This window comes from Phytoactinopolyspora limicola (assembly GCF_011320225.1).
Lineage (GTDB): Bacteria > Actinomycetota > Actinomycetes > Jiangellales > Jiangellaceae > Phytoactinopolyspora > Phytoactinopolyspora limicola.
In genome coordinates, this window is record NZ_JAAOEN010000014.1 from 19,091 (window position 1) to 37,529 (window position 18,439).

18 protein-coding genes are annotated in these 18,439 nt (G+C 66.1%); 7 read left to right on the top strand and 11 right to left on the bottom strand.

All coding sequences use genetic code 11. The annotated features are described in order from the left end of the window. The first annotated feature begins 46 nt into the window (after window positions 1-46). From G8760_RS23455 to G8760_RS23465, 3 genes are all read left to right on the top strand, one after another. Window positions 47-361, top strand: coding sequence for a hypothetical protein (locus G8760_RS23455; RefSeq protein WP_207782662.1), 315 nt, complete (start codon window positions 47-49; stop codon window positions 359-361). 196 nt (window positions 362-557) lie between these two features. Then, on the top strand, window positions 558-1,532 hold the full coding sequence (locus G8760_RS23460; protein ID WP_166355271.1) for a C40 family peptidase: 975 nt from the start codon (window positions 558-560) through the stop codon (window positions 1,530-1,532). A 187-nt stretch (window positions 1,533-1,719) separates the two neighbouring features. Next, window positions 1,720-2,850, top strand: a complete 1,131-nt coding sequence (locus G8760_RS23465) for a glycosyltransferase family 4 protein (protein WP_166355272.1) — start codon at window positions 1,720-1,722, stop codon at window positions 2,848-2,850. 371 nt (window positions 2,851-3,221) lie between these two features. On the opposite strand, the gene G8760_RS23470 is transcribed toward G8760_RS23465, so the two are convergent. Both G8760_RS23470 and G8760_RS23475 read right to left on the bottom strand, forming a co-directional pair. Then, window positions 3,222-3,845 carry a response regulator gene (locus tag G8760_RS23470; RefSeq protein ID WP_166355341.1) on the bottom strand — a complete coding sequence of 208 codons (624 nt, stop codon included), beginning with the start codon at window positions 3,843-3,845 and terminating at the stop codon, window positions 3,222-3,224. 18 nt (window positions 3,846-3,863) lie between these two features. Then, complete coding sequence (locus G8760_RS23475; protein WP_166355273.1) at window positions 3,864-5,441, bottom strand: sensor histidine kinase; 1,578 nt, start codon at window positions 5,439-5,441, stop codon at window positions 3,864-3,866. 779 nt (window positions 5,442-6,220) lie between these two features. On the opposite strand from G8760_RS23475, the gene G8760_RS30985 reads away from it, so the two are divergent. From G8760_RS30985 to G8760_RS23495, 3 genes are read left to right on the top strand one after another with little or no spacing between them, the layout of a single operon-like run. After that, window positions 6,221-6,667, top strand: a complete 447-nt coding sequence (locus G8760_RS30985; RefSeq protein WP_166355342.1) for an SRPBCC family protein — start codon at window positions 6,221-6,223, stop codon at window positions 6,665-6,667. Then, a complete protein-coding gene (locus G8760_RS23490) occupies window positions 6,664-7,617 on the top strand; it encodes an ROK family glucokinase (protein WP_166355274.1) in 954 nt (317 codons plus the stop codon). The genes G8760_RS30985 and G8760_RS23490 overlap by 4 nt, the downstream gene beginning before the upstream one ends. Beyond that, window positions 7,610-8,374, top strand: coding sequence for an endonuclease/exonuclease/phosphatase family protein (locus G8760_RS23495; protein WP_166355275.1), 765 nt, complete (start codon window positions 7,610-7,612; stop codon window positions 8,372-8,374). The genes G8760_RS23490 and G8760_RS23495 overlap by 8 nt, the downstream gene beginning before the upstream one ends. 35 nt (window positions 8,375-8,409) lie before the next feature. On the opposite strand, the gene G8760_RS23500 is transcribed toward G8760_RS23495, so the two are convergent. Then, window positions 8,410-9,036, bottom strand: coding sequence for a hypothetical protein (locus G8760_RS23500; protein WP_166355276.1), 627 nt, complete (start codon window positions 9,034-9,036; stop codon window positions 8,410-8,412). Between the two features lie 9 nt (window positions 9,037-9,045). After that, a complete protein-coding gene (locus tag G8760_RS23505) occupies window positions 9,046-9,207 on the bottom strand; it encodes a hypothetical protein (protein WP_166355277.1) in 162 nt (53 codons plus the stop codon). A 128-nt stretch (window positions 9,208-9,335) separates the two neighbouring features. On the opposite strand from G8760_RS23505, the gene G8760_RS23510 reads away from it, so the two are divergent. Then, on the top strand, window positions 9,336-10,037 hold the full coding sequence (locus G8760_RS23510; protein ID WP_166355278.1) for a lysophospholipid acyltransferase family protein: 702 nt from the start codon (window positions 9,336-9,338) through the stop codon (window positions 10,035-10,037). 76 nt (window positions 10,038-10,113) lie between these two features. Here the strand turns inward: G8760_RS23510 and G8760_RS23515 are convergent, their stop codons facing one another. The 7 genes from G8760_RS23515 to G8760_RS23545 are packed head-to-tail and all read right to left on the bottom strand — an operon-like array spanning window position 10,114 to window position 18,274. Further along, window positions 10,114-11,277, bottom strand: a complete 1,164-nt coding sequence (locus G8760_RS23515) for a hypothetical protein (protein ID WP_166355279.1) — start codon at window positions 11,275-11,277, stop codon at window positions 10,114-10,116. A 44-nt stretch (window positions 11,278-11,321) separates the two neighbouring features. Next, complete coding sequence (locus G8760_RS23520; protein WP_166355280.1) at window positions 11,322-11,834, bottom strand: hypothetical protein; 513 nt, start codon at window positions 11,832-11,834, stop codon at window positions 11,322-11,324. Then, window positions 11,835-13,199 (bottom strand): RAMP superfamily CRISPR-associated protein, encoded by a 1,365-nt coding sequence (locus tag G8760_RS23525; RefSeq protein WP_166355281.1) that lies wholly within the window; start codon window positions 13,197-13,199, stop codon window positions 11,835-11,837. It abuts the gene before it with no gap. Then, window positions 13,200-14,201 (bottom strand): type III-B CRISPR module-associated Cmr3 family protein, encoded by a 1,002-nt coding sequence (locus G8760_RS23530; protein ID WP_166355282.1) that lies wholly within the window; start codon window positions 14,199-14,201, stop codon window positions 13,200-13,202. Beyond that, entirely contained in the window at window positions 14,198-14,752 is a 555-nt protein-coding gene (locus G8760_RS23535) for an RAMP superfamily CRISPR-associated protein (protein WP_166355283.1), read from the bottom strand. Before G8760_RS23535 ends, G8760_RS23530 begins: the two co-directional genes overlap by 4 nt. Beyond that, window positions 14,745-16,103 carry a Cas10/Cmr2 second palm domain-containing protein gene (locus tag G8760_RS23540; RefSeq protein WP_166355284.1) on the bottom strand — a complete coding sequence of 453 codons (1,359 nt, stop codon included), beginning with the start codon at window positions 16,101-16,103 and terminating at the stop codon, window positions 14,745-14,747. The genes G8760_RS23535 and G8760_RS23540 overlap by 8 nt, the downstream gene beginning before the upstream one ends. Beyond that, window positions 16,100-18,274, bottom strand: a complete 2,175-nt coding sequence (locus G8760_RS23545) for an RAMP superfamily CRISPR-associated protein (RefSeq protein ID WP_166355285.1) — start codon at window positions 18,272-18,274, stop codon at window positions 16,100-16,102. Before G8760_RS23545 ends, G8760_RS23540 begins: the two co-directional genes overlap by 4 nt. Window positions 18,275-18,439 lie beyond the last annotated feature (165 nt).

The following is an 18,439-nucleotide window of genomic DNA, read 5'->3' on the forward strand; positions in this document are numbered from 1 at the left end:
CGTGCGGCCGCGACCCTGTCGGTGGCGGGCCGTACCGTCATCGGACATGGAGATCGCGGCCGCCGGGCCGGGACACCCATCGACGCCAGGAGGTAAGAACGTGCTCATCGATTGCGATCGTTGCGAGGTGCGCGGCCTGTCGTGTTCGGACTGTGTGGTGAATGTCCTACTCGGCGGCCAGATGCCTGATCTCGACGCAGCCGAGCAGAAGGCCATCGGTGTTCTCGCAGATGCGGGCATGATTCCACCGCTGCGGCTCCGGCTCGTTGAGGCCGAAGAAGCGTCAAACGACAAATCGGACAGGAAAAAGTTTGTAGAAACTTGGCCGAGGGGTTTGCCTGACGTGCGCTCGGCTGGCTAGGCTCCCGCATCAGGTGCCCGCTGCCAGCCACATGAACGGAAGGATCAGCGTGCCTGAGCACAAAAGTCGGTCAGGTAAGTTCCCGCGAAGCCTTATAGCCCTGTGTGCGGCCGCAGCAGCCGTCGTTGCGGGGGTCGGGTTGGTCCAAGTGGGGCACGCGGATCCAAGACCAACGCTGGAAGAAGCCGCCCAACGGGTGGATGAGCTTGGCAAAGAGGTCACCAAGGCCACCGAGCGCTATCACCAAGCGGGTGAACAGCTCGAAGAGGTGGAGCGGCGGCTCGAGCGGGCCGACAACGCCATCACCAAGCAGGAGGAGCGGGTCGCGGCCGCATCGGCCGAGATGGCCGGGTATGCCGCAGCCACCTACCAGACCGGTGGCATCGACCCCACCATCCGTACCCTGCTCGCGGACGACCCCGTCGGTTACCTCGCACACGCGTCGATTCTTGACGCTTATGCGCGGCAGCAAGCGCAACAAATCGAGAACGTCACACATGAGTCGCGCGAACTCGAGCAGATCAAGCTGACGGCTGACGAGGAACTTGCCCGCCGCACCGCGATCGAAGAAGAGATCGAGGAAGAACGCGCGGCGATCGAGAAGGCTCTCGCCGAAGCCGAGGAGATCCTCGACGAGCTCGAGGAAGAAGAACGCCAACGCCTGGAAGAGGAGCGTCGGCAGCGCGAGCTCGAGCGGGAACGTGAGCTGGAACGCGAGCGCGAAGAGCGCGCCGACGACCCCAGCCGCGGCGACAACGACCGCGGCAACGACGGTCAAGACGACTCCGACGACGATCCCGGCGGAGACGACCCTCCGCCGTCCGGCAACGCTCAGGCGGTTGTTGACTTCGCCATGGCTCAGCGTGGAGACCCCTACAAGTGGGGCGCCTCCGGTCCGAGCGCATGGGACTGCTCCGGGCTGACCATGATGGCGTGGCGTCAGGCGGGTGTGTCATTGCCGCGCTCATCGTCGTCGCAGATCAATGTGGGCACTCGGGTGTCGCGCAGTCAGCTACAACCCGGTGATCTCGTTTTCTACTACAGCCCGATCAGCCACGTTGGCATCTACATCGGCAACGGCCAGATCGTGCATGCCACCAGGCCGGGTGACGTCGTGCGCACCGGACCAGTGGACTCGATGCCGTTCGCCGGCGCGAGCCGGCCAGGCTGATTCCACCCGCAGCTGTCCGCGGATCCGGCGCACCGGACTATGTAGCCCGCCGCGTAGTGCGCCGTTTCCGCCAAGCTGGCATGGGTATAGCACCTGGTATGCCGCCGCTGCTCGCCGCCCAAGACATGATCAGCCAGTTCAGGCAAAGAGCCGTGCCTTGCGTCATCCGTGTGGCAGGCTCACATTAATGGGCCGCACACTCGTCGTCACCAACGACTTTCCTACTCGCAACGGCGGCATCGAGTCGTTCGTCTATGCGCTGTGTCAGCGGCTCCCACCAGACGAGGTGATCGTCTACACCGCGTCGATGCCCGACGATGCCATGTTCGACCAACGTTTGCGGTATCCGGTGTTACGAGACAAGTCGTCGACGCTGCTGCCGACGCGCGGGGTGGCGAAGCGCACGGCTGCTGTCGTGCGTGAGTTTGGATGCACATCGGTGCTGTTCGGTGCGGCGGCACCACTCGGGCTGCTCGCTGCCAGGTTGCGCCAGGCTGGTGCGGATCGGATCGTGGGCTTAACCCACGGCCATGAGACGTGGTGGGCGCGGGTGCCAGCGGCGCGCCGGGCGCTCCGACGGGTCGGCGACACTTGCGACGTCCTGACGTACGTGTCCGAGTTCTGTCGACGGCGGATCATGAACGCACTTTCCACGGAGGCCGCGGACCGAATGGTGCGCCTGGCGCCGGGTGTTGATGTTGACGTCTTCCGACCAGGCGCCGGAGGTGATCACCTGCGTGAACGGCTCGGTATCGGTGCTCAGCGCCCCGTACTGCTGTCGGTGTCACGATTTGTGGCCCGGAAGGGGCAGGACACGCTGATCCGGGCGATGCCGCACATCCTCTCCACAGTGCCGGACGCGTTGTTGGTGCTGGTGGGGGACGGCCCGAACCGGATGAGACTACAGCGGCTGGCTCGTGACTACCACGTCACCGACAACGTTCTCTTCGCTGGTGCGGTCCCGTGGTCGCAGGCGCCCGAGTGGTTCGACGCCGCGGACGTGTTCGCGATGCCCTGCCGGACCCGGTTGGGCGGGTTGGAGCCGGAGGCGCTCGGCATCGTGTTCCTTGAGGCCCAGGCCGCCGGCCTGCCTGTGCTGGTGGGCGACAGCGGCGGCGCTCCGGAGACGGTCCGGCACGGCGAGACGGGCTACGTGGTCGACCCACTCGATCCGGTAGCGGTAGCCGAGCATGCCGCCCCACTGCTGGCCGATCGTCAGCACGCGCGAGACCTGGGGATGAAGGGCCGGGAGTGGGTGCAGCGCGACTGGAGTTGGGAGGCGTCCGTCGAAACCCTCCACACCGTCCTCACTCGGTGATCAGGGGCCTGCGTGTGCCGCCCACCTCCCCGCGCGTGTCGCGTCGTGGGGCGCCACGTTCTCGACGCCAGCGGCGCACGCGACGCCATCCTTCCGCGTGTGTCGCGGCGCGGGCTATTCGTGGCTAGTGCGGGATGCTGATGGACGATCAGATGCGCTAATGACCGTTTCCATGTCGGTTGTGGCACCTGATCGTCCGCCGTTCGGATGGTGAGACGTGATCAGATGCACCACGGCGCCGTCGGCCAGCGTCGTCCACCACGTCTGCGCACCTGATCACTACCGCGGTGGCGATCAGGTGCCAAAACGGCGATCAGGTGCCAAAACGACGATCAGGTGCTAAAACGACGATCAGGTGCGCAACGGGGGAGCTAGGGCTCGGTGGAGCTGTCGAGCAGTCCGGCGCGCACGGCGGCCATGATCGCCTGTGCACGGTTCCCGGCGCCGAGCTTGTCGTACAACTTCGACACGTGTGTTTTGGTGGTCGACTCGCTGATGTACAGCTTGCGCGCGATGCTCGACACCCCGAGCCCTTCGGCCAACAGGCCGAGCACCTCGCGTTCGCGGCGGGTGAGCTGCGGTCCGGTGGGGTTGAGTTTGCGGTGCATCGCCTCGGCGAGATCGGCGGCGATGAACGATGATGGTTTCGCGGCGGCATGCCGGGCGGCGGCCACCACATCGTCGCTCGGAGCACTCTTGGGCACGAAGGCCGACGCTCCGGCGTCGAGCGCGGCGAACAGTTGGTCGTCGCCGGCGTACATGGTGAGAACCACCAGGCCGATCTCGGGGCGGGCGGAGCGGAGGACTTGAGCCAGATCAAGGCCGCTGCCGTCGGGCAGCCGGACATCCAGGACGGCGACGTCTGGCTGTGCGGTCTCGGCGAGGCGGCGCGCCTCGGCTACCGAGCCGGCTTCGCCGACGACTTGGAACTCGGCGTCGCGCTCGAACGCACGCCGTAGCCCTTGTCGGATGAGCTCGTGATCATCGACGAGCATGACCGTCACTGGCACGGATTACCCCTCTTCGCTATCGGGCCCGAGGGATACGCCCACGACCGTACCCCCTTCGGGTGCATCTTCGATCACTAACGTCGCTCCGATACGCCTGGCGCGTTCAGCCATGATGTCCAGCCCGTAGCGGTCGCTCGGGCGGTCACGCATTCCCTGGCCGTCGTCTGCCACGCGAATGTGTGCTGATGGCGGGTTAACACTGACGGTGACCCACAGATTACGTGCTTTTGCGTGCTTCCGCACGTTGGTGATGGCCTCCTGCCCAATTCGCAACAACTCCGCCTCGACCTCGGGTCTAAGCCGCTCCTGTCCCTCCTGGTTGACCAGGTGGACGTTGAGTCTGGCCTGGGCACCGATCTGGCGCGCGTACCCGGACAGAGTCTCACCGAGGCCGGCCTCCCGGTCGAGGTCGCTGCGCAGGTCGAAGACGGAATGGCGTAGTTCGGTGACGATCCGGGTCAACTCCCGGCGCAGGGTGGTCGCCAGCGATGCGGTGTCCGCACTGGTGGTCCGGGCGAGGAGATCGTCGACGAGGTAACCGAGCGACGCCAGCTCTTGTACGATGCCGTCGTGGATCTCCCGAGCCAGCCGCTGGCGTTCCTCTCGGGTGGCGAGTTCGCGTACTTCGTCGAACAGGAGCGCGGTCTCCAGACGCACGGCGCCCTCGTCGGTGGCCCGGGCCAGCTCGGTGAGCTCGTCGGTGGAGGCCTGCTCGGCGACGTCGGCCACGACGGCACCGATGGTGCGGGAGCCAACCCGCAGCGGCAGCACAACCCGGTACCCACGACGGCCGGCCGGTGCCGACGCCGGGACCTCGTTGGTCCATGCGTCGAGGACGACGGGGTCACGTTCCGCGCCGACCAGCCAGCCGTCGTCGTCGCCCCGCCGGGCCAGGGGGAACAGCACGCCGCCCTCCCGCCGGACCAGCAGGGCGGAGCGGCGGACCTCCAAGCTGGCGGCGAAGTTGTCCAGGATGCCTTCGGCGAGAGTCATCGGGTCGAGCCCGCCGGAGAGCCGACGTGACACGACCCGCAGTTCGGAGAGCAACCGGTAGGCGGCGGCGTAGCGCTCGCCGTCGGCGACGTGGACGTTCTCCTGCCGCAGCAGCCAGGCGCCGATAGCCCCGGTGATGAACACGATGGCCAGCCACGCCGCGAGGCTGCTGGCCGACCCGAGGTCGAGCAGCGCGTTGCGGGCGAGGATGTCACCGGCGGCCATGCCGAGGGCGGCGATGATGGTGGCCAGGATCGCTCCGGCCGCACCCCAGGTGAGACCCCCGGCGAAAGCGGGAAGGAGCAGGTACGGCAGGGCGAGGTAGGCCTCCGGGAAACCCAAGCCGATGACGATCGATGCGAGCGCCATCTCGCCGGCGGCGCGCAGCCGGGAGGGCGGCATCGCCCGCTCGGCGATGGCGGCGGCCAGAGCCACGAGTGCCAGCGCGCTGAGCCACCACCATGCGTCGGCTAGATTGCTCGCCGACCCCGTCAATGCGACAACCAGCGCCAGCATGCCGGGACGAGCGACCGCGAGCGCTCGCCAGTGGCGCTGGGCGACAGCCGGATCCGACGTAAGAACGCTCACAGCGGATAAGTGTGCCTTATGTAGCCCTAACGTGGCGTGCGCAGAGCCGGTTCACTCTCGGTCGGTCGCGCCGGGCTGGGTCTGGGGCGCCGGGCCGCTGCCGGACCGGTAGGCTGGCGGCGCCGATCACCCTGGTGGGAGACAGTGTCGGCCGGGTGTGGAAGAGGCTGGTCATGGCACGTGAGAAGCATCGCGACGAGCCGACGGACGGCGTCGTGGCGGCGCCGGCTGTCGACATCATGGACGAGTCGTTCATCGTGGCCGATCCGGCGGCGTTGGCCGCGATCATCGCCGACCCGGAGAGATGGCACCGGTGGTGGCCACGGTTGGAGCTGGTGGTCGTCGAAGACCGAGGCAGTCTCGGCCTGCGCTGGCGGGTGGCCGGTGAGTTGGTCGGCACCGCCGAGATCTGGCTGGAACGGTGGCGAGACGGCGTCGTCGTGCACTGGTTCCTGCGCGCCGAACCAACCGCCGACGCGGGGAGAAACTCTCGGCGCTGGCGGCCGTGGCGTCGGCGACGGGTGGACGTCGAGCGGATCCGGCGCCGATACGTCACCACGTTCAAACGGCACGTTCATGAACTCAAAGACGAGGTCGAGGCGGGCCGCGTGGTCGGCACTCCGCGGCGGGTCGCGAGACGTGGCGGGCCTGGTTCCGCCGCGTCCGCAGCACATGCCGCCCCGGAATCCACCGGCGGGCGACCGCAAGCACACCGGCCGGAGGCCGACGCCGGCGCCCCAGGTATCCCTATAACGGCTGTGCGCTCTAAGGTTGGGCCCATGGCAGCGCAGACCACGTCGAGTATCACCATCGCCGCCCCACCTGCGGACGTGATGGCGGTGATCGCCGATCTCGAGGCGTATCCGGAGTGGACCGCCTCGGTCCGCGAGGTCGAGGTGCTCACCGTCTACGAGGACGACGGCCGGCCCGGGGAGGCGCGCTTCGTCCTCGACGCCGGACCGGTCAAGGACACGTACACGCTGACCTACGAGTGGGACGATGATCACGAGGTCCGCTGGTCTCTCGTCGAAGGTTCGTTGATCAGACAGCTCGAAGGGTCATATCGGCTCGTCGAGTCGGCTGCGGGCACCGACGTCACGTACCAGCTCACCGTCGACGTCGCTATCCCGCTTCTCGGCCTGATGAAGCGCAAGGCCGAGAAGGTGATCATCGACACTGCGCTGAAAGAGCTCAAGAAGCGGGTCGAAGGTGGGTCTGGGGCGTGACGCACAGTATTGGGGTCGACGTCGGCGGTACCAAGATCGCGGCAGGCGTTGTCGACGAGAAGGGCGAAATCCTCGCGAGCACCCGGCGTGACACCCCTTCGCAGGATGCGGCGTCGATCATCGCCGCGATCGTCGGTGCTATCGACGAGTTGCGCGCCGACCACGCGGCGGACGTCGTCGGCATCGGCGCGGCGGGTTTCGTCGATGCCGGCCGGTCCAGAGTGGTCTTCGCACCCAACTTGGTGTGGCAGGACGTGGATCTGCGAGACGAGGTCTCCGCGGCCACCGGGCTGCCCGTTGTGGTCGAGAACGACGCGAACGCCGCCGCCTGGGCCGAGTTCAGGTTCGGAGCGGCCGTCGACGTCGACGACATGATGATGCTCACCATCGGTACGGGTGTGGGTGGTGCACTCGTGCTCAACGGCGCGCTGTACCGGGGATCGCACGGCATGTCCGGGGAAGTGGGCCACGTCCGGCTGGTTCCGGACGGCCAGCTGTGTGCGTGTGGGTTGCGAGGCTGTCTGGAGGCTTACGCCAGCGGGCGAGCGCTGGTCCGCAACGCACGATCGGCCGCTACTAAGGCCGCCGCGGCGTTGCCCGGATCGGCGGATCGGCTGCTGGAGCTGGCCGGGGGAGACCCGCACGCCATCACCGGACCGATGGTCACCGCCGCAGCTAAGGAAGGCGACGTGCTGGCGGCGTATCTCATCGCCGAGGTTGGCACCTGGCTCGGCGCCGCGATGGGATCGTTCACCGCCATCTTCGACCCCGCCGCTTTCGTCATCGGCGGTGGTGTCGCCGACGCCGGAGAGTTGCTGCTGAAACCGGCCGAAGATGCCATGCGGCGCTCGGTGACCGGCGGCAACTACCGTCCACAGGCCACTATCCGGCTGGCGACGCTAGGAAACGAGGCGGGCATCGTTGGCGCGGCGGATCTCGGACGTGTCTGAGCACCCGGCGCCCGGCCACGGACCGGCCGACATCACCCGCACCAAACTCCGGCTGGTCAGTTATAACGTCCAAGGGTTGCGGGCCGGCCTGGCGCCGGTCGCACAGGTGCTGCGTGAGCTGGACCCCGACGTCGTCTGTCTGCAAGAGGCACCACGCCGGTTGGCGTGGCGAGGGCGGTCCGCGGCGCTGGCCCGGCGCGCCCACCTGCTCTATGTGGGTGGCGGCGGGAACACCGGCGGCACGGCGCTGCTGACAGCCGTCCGGGTCGACGTGCACGATGTCGCCGAACGCCGGTTACGCCCCACGCCGGGGCTGACCCGGCGCGGTGTCGTGGTGGCCCGCATGGGCAAAGGTGCCGCGCGGTTCGGGGTGGCGTCGATCCACCTCGGGCTGGACGCAGCCGAGCGGGCGCGGCATTTCACCGACATCAGTGGCTTGATGCGGGCCAGCGTGCTGTCCGATGGCGGCGAGGTGCCGGTGGTCCTCGTCGCCGGTGATCTCAACGAATCACCTGGTGCGTTGACGTGGTCGCGGATGGCGGCGCAGTACGTCGATGCCGGCGCCGACGACGATACTCCGACGTTCTCCACGTCGCGGCCCCAGCGACGTATCGACGGTGTGTTCGTCCGCGGCCCGGCCGAGATCACGTCGTACCAGGTGCTGGATACGCCGCTCGTGGCGAAGGCGAGCGATCACCGGCCGGTTGTGGTCGAGTTGTCCATTCCGGCCGACGTGGCCCCGGCACCACACTCCTGACCGGGGCCGGTGACCGGGCCGGGTCAGGCAGCCGGTCAGACGACGGCGCCGTCGTCGGGATCGTGGGGATTGCGCCCCCGCATCCGGCTGATCAGGGTGACGAAACCGGCGACGAAACCACCCGCCATGACGAACATCACCTCGCTGGACGGCGTCCAGCCCATAACAGTGGCCAGCAACAGCAGCGCCGGCGCACCGATGAGTCCGGTCCATGCCCACCTGGTCACCCGATCTCCGCGGGGCAGCGGAGGCGGATCCGGCGGGACGAAGTGGTCGCCGTCGGAGAGATAGGCGTCGCCGGGGTCCGGCTGGTGGGTGCGCGCTGGCTGTTCCGGCTCGGCCGGCCCGGCAGCCGGATAGGTGCTGAACGGCCGCACGCCGGCGAAAGGATCTGGTTGTGGGGTGTCGGTGTCATCCTCGTCGAGGAGGTCACCGTCGGGCCGGAGGTCACCGTCGGGTTGAAGGTCGCCGCCGTCGAGGAGGTCGTCGTCGGGGCGGCGTCCGACGGGGGCAGCAGTGTCGGACGGCGAATCCAGCTGCTCGTCCACGTCGATGTTCTCCGCCGCCGGCCAGCGCTGCGTGCCCTCACGCGGCTCGGGATCGCTGTGGAACGCGTCGACCAGGTCGGCCCACGCTTTGTCTTCGTCACGTTCGCCACTCACAGGTGCTGGTCACCCCTTTCCCTCGGGTGCAACGTCGCTGGTGGCGTGGATCTTCCACGTGACGGCGGCGCGAACGCGGGCGGCGCAGCCCACACCCGGCCGGGCCAGCGTCAAGACAGCCCTCGGATCCGGCATAAGGAACAGGCCGACGGCGGCCCGACGTGGCTGCATAACCCCATCGTCGCACGAAGTTGGCGACCCATGCGCATACCGGTCGGCCCAGCCGGATCGCCGCTGCTGGGGCGCGCCGGTCGGCCCAACCCGCGCGGATCGGACACTTCTCGTTGTAGTGTTCCGACGTGCTCTATTGGCTGCTCAAGAAGGTGTTCCTGGGTCCGCTGCTCCGCCTGTACTACCGGCCATGGGCGGAAGGAGCGGACAACGTGCCTGCTCAGGGGCCGGCTATCCTGGCAGGTAACCACCTGACGGTCGTGGACTCGTTCTTCATGCCGCTGGTCCTGACCCGGAAGGTGACCTTCTGGGCCAAGAGCGACTACTTCACCGAGCGCGGGCTAAAAGGACGGCTCAAACGTTTCTTCTTCTCGCGCACCGGCAACCTTCCGGTCGACCGCTCAGGTGGGCGGGCCAGCGAGCTGGCGATGCGCAGCGCGCTGAAAGTCTTGGAGGAGGGGGAGCTGCTGGGTCTGTACCCGGAGGGCACACGGTCGCCGGACGGGCGGCTCTACCGTGGCAAGACCGGGGCGGCTCGGCTGGCGCTCGAGGCGAAGGTGCCGGTCATCCCGGTGGCCATGATCGGGACCGCCGAGATGCAGCCCGCAGGTCAGCTCATCCCCAAGCGGATGCGTCCGGGTATCCGTTTCGGTGAACCTCTCGACTTCAGCCGGTACGAAGGTTTGGCCACCGACCGATACGTCCTGCGCGCCGTCACCGACGAGATCATGTACGCGCTGATGGAGCTGTCGGGGCAGGAGTACGTCGACGCCTACGCGGCCAGCGTCAAAGCCAAACTCACGGCCGAGCGCAAGGACAACGAGGGCTAGGGCAGCGACCACCGGGCATGCTGCGGGAGTATCTGGTTTCGTGTCAGCCGGTTGCCTGTCCGGCGCGAAGATACGCCTACTGATGATTCCAGTAGCGAGTTGCCGAACGTCCGAGGTCGAGATCTGGGATCACCATGGGCCCGCCGTGGCCGTTCCACATAACCGGCCACAGGTGCTCAGGCCAGCTCTCGCCCATCTGGGTGGCGAGAATGCCTATCCCGGCGACAGCCTCGGGCATGGCCACCATGCCGAGAAGAACCACACCTCCGCGCTCTCGCCATACTGCGCTGATCCATCTCGCAGCTGATTGTGCCAGCGGCTCGTAGTTCTCCCACGCATGGTGTCGGGTATCGGGAAAGGCTCGCCATTCCCGAAATTCGAGGTCGACTGTACCTGTCAGTCCGGTGTTTCCTCCTGCGTCGCGGAGTGTGAGATGGATCGGTTGTGCGGGTGTTTCGTCACCGGGTGGAATTGGACCCCATGCCCCAGGGCTCATCCGGACGAGTAATAACGTCGCAGGTTTGGGGGAAGCCGCATTCTTGGCCGTAGGATCGTCGGATCCAAAGTTCGCCGTTGCCTTCCAAATAGCGCCGGGCGCTCCTACATCCGGTAGTGATGGATCTATAGTGAAAGACTTGGGTGGCTCGCGCCATGCCTCGGGGTCCAGCCGGCCGGCTCGTCCTTCGCTTGGGCGTCGCCGTATTCCGAGCACTAATCCACGGCGGCCGGATATTGCCCTTAACGTAAATGCCAACGATACCGACCACCATGCCCAGATGAATAAGCTGTTGCGTGTTCTCTGGTTGTCGTTGTACTGGACAGCCCAGAAGGCGTAGACGAGTTCGTCCACCTTGCCACTCCATTTGTGGGCATTCTCGTCCAGCGGCCACTTCCAGTTGCTCCCGAGTTCGTCTGGGCCAGGTACTCGTATAATGTGAGCGAATTCCGTTTGGATTCTAGTGGAGAAGTTTCGTTTCTCTTCATAGGTCCAGGTTTTTGCCGACTCATTCACAATGTATGCCGTGCCGCGACTGTCAAGTAGCCGCCTCCGGCGGAACCACAGGCGGACTCCGACGAAGATGGCTGATACGGCCAGCGCCAAAAGGGCAGAACCAACACCCACTTCCACCAGGAAGTTATGAGAGCTGGCGTCGCTCGTGATGATGCCCGGGAGGAAACTGATGGCGCCACCAAGCGATATGGTTCCCGTCGTGAACGCAACGGCGATAGCGGGTGCCATCCGGGACACATCTTGGTCCAGTTCCTGCCACCAACGGGGTACCCTCACGCTGGTGTCCCAGCTGCGGCTTGTGCACGACGGTCAGAGTTGGTCGACGCCGAGACGAGTGTTACCGGCATGCCGCCGAGTACGTCGTAGATGCGCCAGCGTTGTGCCCCCCACGCTTGTGTGCCCCACCTGATCTTGACGCGAGAGGTGTCGCCGCCGCTCGGTCCTGGCCACTCAATACCGGTCTGGACCCGAACCTCCAGCTCACCGTCGTCGCGCCAGCCCGCCGGCACAGAGGCCGCGGGATCGGTGGACAGCCAGGCCATTACGACGGTGGCTTCGTCGTTGTCTACGTCTCGATTGACGCGCGCCCGGATCATGATCGTCTCGTCGGGTGTCCACGCCCACAACGTGCTCGTCCATGGACACGCTCGAGGTAGGTGGGTTGCCTGGTGCCAGCCGTCGAGGTCGGCCCAGCAGGCCCTCCACCCGGCGGTCACGGACACGAGTTCGCTCCATGCCCGCCATCCCGACGCCATGAGCCGCCCAGGGACGAACGTCGTACTCACCTAGCTCACCTCCGCCACGCTGGTTCTAAGACTCCGTCTGATCGTGTCCCAGCTGCCGACGTTGGTTTCATCGGTCAGTCTCAGGCTTCCGAGCCCGCGGGTTGTGCCATGGCCAAGCCCGACGAGCCCTGCGTCGATGTCGCGAATGACGGCGTCGAGAAGCGCCGTGACACCCGGCGCGGGGGCATGGGGTGCCGTGATGGTTAACGCGAGCCGGCCTTCGGTGACGATCCGTTTGGTGAAGAGGCGACGGTCGTGGCCGCCTCCGCTGAACCGGTCGATGGCGACATGAGTAACGCAGGTGTCCTTAGCGGCATCGATGACGGAGTCGGAGAAGCGCAGCAACCCCCGCCTCCCAACGACGCTCGGCACCTCTGGCCGCAGCTGCACCGGCTCGGTGTAGGTGACCCCGAAAGCCAGGCAGAACTCACACGGTGTTGTAGGTGAGCAGCCCGCATCTTTGGCGGGTGCTGGTTCGGCGTCTATGAACCGGCGGCATCCGGCTCCCAGACGGCCTAGGATCTCCGCCATCCGGGATCGGAAGATACCTTTCCAGGTGCTCCCCGGAATGACGAACTGGTCGGTGTTGTGGTCAACACGCATCGGCTCGGCCGGGGTTCTCCCGCTGTCGCCCTCCTTGTGCTGCCCGCTCCCGATATGCAGGCCCGAGGCGAGGCTGAAGGTGGCGGTCTTTCGCCATGTCGCCACGGCGCTGTGCCCGGAGAGCGGACTGGTGGTGAGTTCGACATCGCTGACGACGTGGTCGACGAGGCTGGTGCCGCCGTAGGTGAGCCAGATCAGTAGATCTTCGTCACGGGTGAGATCCAGTGTGCCGGTCTGGACGGCTTCGACCGTGGTTGCGCCCCAACCTCGCGACGCTCCGCCGCCTAAGGACGGGGACCAGGTGTGGAGCTTGCCGTAGAGAACGTTCCAGTCTTGCTCATCCGCCTGCCTGTTGTTGCTGTCTATGCGTAGATAGACGGCCAGCGTGGTTCCCGGCGGGAGCAATTCGTTGGTACGCAACGTGCGTGACCGAGCAGCACCGCTGGCGGGGTCGACGGCCGTGCTCGTCCTCTTGATGACCGTGCCAGCGTCGGCTCGGCAGCCCATGATGCGCACTCGTGAGGACACGGCCACGGTCCGGCCGGCGTTGTTGGTATCGCCGCTCCGCTCGACGTAGCCCATCAGCCGCCGCGCGTCGTCGGCAAGATGTGATCGCAGCGACCCGGCGATGGATGTCTCGGGAATGATCACCCGGCCGCCGTTGTCGCGGGGCAGCTCCAGCGTGCCCTCGATGCCCACGACTGGGCTGATTGCGGCCGGTTCTTGCAGCCGCAGGTGTACCGTTGCCAGGCGTATGATCACTTACGATCCCTGCCTCTCTCGGCCCTGGCGGGGTGCTGGGCTCAGCCAGCCGAAGCCTTCATTACGCCGTAGGCCGATGCCGTGCCGAAGCAGCCGCTCCAGCCCTTGCTCAGAAGGCTCGGTGGCGAAGCGTGCGGTGAACGAGGAACCAATGTCGACCGCCCATTCGGCTGGTTTGGGTAACCCGCTTGCGTTGTGCCATCCGCCGACCCGTAACCATCGGGCCGCCACGTCTCTGATCTCTTCACAGGGTGACTGAACGATCTCGGCGATCTCGTTCCGGGATGGCGTGCTGGCCGGGCGCCCCGCTGAGTCGACGAAGATGCCTGGTGAGCCCAGAAGCAACGTCACGTCGCGACCCGTCGCCTTCAGGCGGGGCGCGGCTTCCGGTGGCTCATCCACGATCTTGAGCTGGACCTCTCCGGACACGCTGGCCGCACCACCGACGCGGATGGTGCACTGCTCGCCTAGCCATTCTCGCGCCGGGCCGGTGACAAAGGCGTGGCCGGACAGGGGTGTCCCGGACCGTAGGCCGGTTCGTTCGAAGAGTTGTCCTTCTTTGCTGGTTTCCTGGTCGGTGAGTTCGACCCGTGGCCGGCTCGTCATCAGGGATGTCGGATCATGGGCGGGTGGTTTGAGTGCTTGTTTGACGGGGACGAGCTGCTGGCCGCAAAGTGGACATCGGCTGTTGGGCTCGCCCCAGGGGTCCGGGCGATGGAGCGGAACGCAGCCGTCGGGTGCGCCGTACTTGTGCTCCCGATACGACCGGGGAACCAGTTGGCCACCGGCGGGAAGCAACGGGCCGAACCGACTGCGCTCGAAGACGTCGATGAACTCGGCCCGCCGGCGTTCCTGATCATGCTCACGTAACCAGCGCGCCGCCAGCGCGCCCCGCAACGTCGATCCCGGGATGTACGGCAATCCTTCGGTCACCGCCAGGGCGCCTTTGGCGCCCACGGAGACGAATTGCTTGGTGGTCGCCACAATCCGGACAGCAGTCACGGCCGAACCTCCTGCAGTGCACGGAGCTCTCTAACATCATCGATGGTCAGCGGCTGATCCGGGCTGATGTGGACCCACCCAAGGCCGCGGCGGCGCTGATTGCCGAGGGCATGGACCGACGCGGCGCTAGCGCGGAGGATGAGGGAGTGCCGGGTTCGCTCAGCGTCGGGGATGCGATAGTGGCTCGATATCACAAACGTGGCTGATGACGCCCACGCGATCTGGCCGTACTGAAGATGGTCTTCCACGGCGGTGCCGGTTTCCGCGTCGATCTTCACCCGCACCCGGGGGGCGGCATCTACGCTGAAGCCCTCGCTCATGTCTGCGTCGGACCATGCCCATGGTGACGGCTGTGGGGATCTGCCGAACACCGCGTTGATGGACGGGTTAGCTATAGATAGACCTCGGGCCGCCGCCCGCATGAACCCTTTGAGAGTTGGCGCCGGTATCGGCGACACTTCGTCCACCATGGTGTCGAAACCCGCGCCGGCCTGGCCGGTAGCCACCCGGAACGGGCCGTGAAAGGTGATCGTGAATCGGAGATCAGTCATGCCACCAACTCCGGGCTAGCAGCTCAGCTTCGACCGGTGTGAATACACCAGGGTTCGGCGGGTGGGATAGGGTTTTGAACCTCTCCGGCTCCAGCCCGAGCCGTTCACATTCCTGCTCCCAGGTTTCCCAGTGGTTTGGGTCGCCCGGCTTGTAGCGCAGCGCGAGATTTCGCCGGGTTGATGCGCCAAGGCGGGCGAAGTCGTTGAGTGCGGTGCGCAGCTCGTCTGTTGAGTCGAGTGACGACTCCCGGAGCACCGCCCGAGTAGGTGGAACCCTGCGTCCGTCGACGGTGACGTGGACCCATGAGATGCTGGCCTGTTCTCCTTGGACCACGTTCTTCGCGTGCCGCAGGACGTCATACGCGAGTTGTGAGGTCGCGGAGAAGGGGTAGTGGGTGTCCGCGAAGACTATTCCGGCGGAGACCGACCCGCTGGAGCTCGTCTGGACGTCGTTCAGGTGTGTGCTTAGGGCCTGCCGCATGTCCGTGGTAGCTGTCCGGACATATGCCTGCGTGAACGGCCACGCCGCCCGCGCGGGCACGCTGACCAGTACGTCGTCACCCCCGGTGACGTGGGCGATCACTGGATCCTCAGCGCAGCCAAGGTGTTCTCTAGCAGCTATCCGTCCGGCGTCCAGCGCCGCTGTGACACTCTCTGCGACGTCTCGGGATAACCGCGCGATGACACGGAAGTCGCCGTTGGCGGTTGATGTCTGGAATACCTCGCCGAGTCGGTTCGCGTCGATATAGATGGTCGCGAGGTGGTTGCCGCTGCGCTTGTCGAGGGCCGCCAGCTCGTCGAAGGTTCGCCCGGTGCCACCGCTGACCTTGTTGCGCATCGAGCAGTCCGGGCAGACGCTGAGAACCCGGTTCTCTTCTGCGTCTTTGACGCTGATCGTGGCCGTAGCCGAGTCCAACCGGCACATATCGCACAGTCGAGCGGTGGGCAGCTCGTTCGGCGACGGCAGTGTTTCGATCCGCCCGGAGTCTCCGATCACGCTCGCCAGGCCGGGTCCTTGGGCCTGGAGGGCAGCGAGCTCACCAAGGGCCAGATCGTCGTCATCGGCATACACCCAGGACACGTGCATCTCCGCACCTGGAATCCGTTTTCTCAGTGCGACCGCGAGCCTGGAAGCCTCCGCCTCACCTGACCCCTGACGGTCAGAGACCACGTCGATGACCCCGTCGACGTTGACGGCGGACGGATGAGCCTGAAACCCGGCGCTCGCTGCCGCCGCCATCAGCTGCTGATGTGTTAACGCTGTTGATGCCCCGCGCAGAAGCGACAGCTTCGGGGTGCGCGACACATAGCTTTGGATCCGGGCGACTCCGGCGCGCAAGTACAGCGTCATCTCCGACCGCCCTTCTTCTGAGGCTTCGGAGGGGGTGTGCGCCCCTTTTTGCGGAGTTCGTCACCGGTGAGCATCGAGGCGTCGTCCTTGTCCGGCGCCGGTAAACTGCGGAGCTTCGAGTCGACCCGGACGGTTCGACCGTTGATCTTGGACTCCACTGTTGACGGCTGGCCAGAGGTGAACTGCCAAAACTCGTAGTCGGAATCCTCGCCGCGTCCCGGCACCGGCTTGGCATCGATACCTCGGGCATCGTTCGGATAACGCACCAGAGCATCGTCGACGTGTGCGAATCGCGTCATCGCCGTCAGGGCTCTCCATCGAGCCGAGTTTGCGTTCCGGTCGACGGCTGCCAGAAAGGCGTCGACGGCCTCGGTAACCGTTGGCGCTGTCTGATCGTCGGCCCCCAGGTATCTTCCCCGTGCCGTAGCCAGGTCTAGTTTGATCAAAGGGGCGCCGTCTTCCGTCCGGACGGCCACCGATCCGAACCCGAAGGGCTTGCCTCCACCGATGCTGAGCACGTAGTCGCTGGGGGAGTCGTCAGGGCCGAGAACGAGTCCGGGGGCGACGCTCGCCAGCAACGCACCAAGCTCGGCACGCGTCACGTCGTCGACGAACAGGGTGACCGTCATACGGCCCCCGGGCTGGACGATCCGTGCACCGTGTTGGGATGCGGCCATCGATTCGGCCGCCGCTTCGGTGTCAGTCGGGGCGCTGCGGGCGGTCTGGGACTCGACATCCACGTCGGTCCGCCAGTAGAACTTCCTACCGCGGATCTGCCGTGGCGGGGAGTCATGATGCGACTCTGCCGACCACCACGCGAGCGGCCGTTCACCATTCGACGTGGTCTTATGTTCCAGCCCATCGTTCACCAGATAGAACTGGCCGGCACCCGGATGTGGAGTGCCCATCGGTGCGAGATCCTTGTTATGAACCGGCGAGGGCTGGCCATTCTCGTCAACCAGGAGCGCGTCGGCGACTCTGACCCTGCCTCGGTAGCCGCCGCTGCGTCCCCTGCGTTCATTGCGTGGCTGGGGGCCCTGACGTCGGGGCTTGTCGAGATCGACATCGTCCTCAACCGCAGAGCCGAACAGCAGGCAACTCGGACATAGTCCGCGCATCTCAGGGTTGTTCCACGACTCCGTCGCGGCCGGGTCGAGGCCAAGCGCGATCCGCAGCCGCGGTCCGCTCTCGCACGGGAGTACTGCGGGCGGCACCCGCTCCTCGACCGGGGTCTCTCCCAGCGCCCGCCAGACCTGGCTGACCTTCAACTCTGTGACGACACGTCGTCCATCGACGGTCTCCACCTTCCCCCACAGCACCCTGCCGGGCCAAGGGTCACCGATGCTGGGATCGCGAAAGCCAATAACCTCCGTCGTGCTCGGCGCATGAACCTCGACGTGACGCAGCGGGTTGTCGTCGATACCGGCCGTTCCAGCATTGCGGCGCTGTTGGCTGTCGTCCGAGTTTTCGCTTGCCTTTTTGAAGCTGGTCATCGCTTCCGGGCTGACCGAAACCGGTACCGCGTTGTCCATCCGAGCGAATGCAACGTACCAACGTTTGTTGGCCGTCCGGGTGCCGCCGTCGCTGATGAGCACGACCCCGTGGCTCCCCTCGGCGGATTCCGCCCGATGGAGCGTGCCATCGACGATTCGAGGTGGTCCAGCTTTCGGTCGGTCGATGCCGGTGCGCGGCCAGGCGAAGAGGTCGCCCGTCCTGGGTGGACCTGCGCCAAAGACACCTTTTTTGCCCTCTTCGGGACTCCACAGCAGTGCCTTGATTACATCGCGTCGCTCGGCCGCCGTTGCGAGGATTTCTCCATCGTCGCCGAGAGAGTCGATGCGGACAACGGTCCACTCTTTGGGCAAGAGGGCCACGGGTTCTCGGTAAACCGGAACGAAATCGGTATCCAGAACCCGCATACACGAATCGGTCAAGACCTCGTGCATGTTTCGGATCGATCCATGCAGAGACGAGCCACGCACCACGGGGTAGTCGTCAGTGGTGCCGGCCGTTTCGGTAGCCGGGAGTTTGAGCGGGCTGCGGAGTTCGAGTTCGATGTCGACGCGCCCAGACCACCGATCCGGCCCGGACGCCGCTGTCCGCGACCTAGGCTCAGTCCGGGAAACCACGTCGGGTAAGGGCACGAAGTTGTAGGGGTTGACGAATGGCACCGTGGCGCCCCCTTGTCGTCATCGGATTGGCGATGGTTCACCGGGACGAGACGCCGCTATGTTTGCCCAGTAGGCAAATTCGCCACGCTTGACCAAGCCGCACGTGACTAACGGCGGAATGGACCTTGAACGTGCCAACGATTAGTTCGACGAATCACTCCGTTA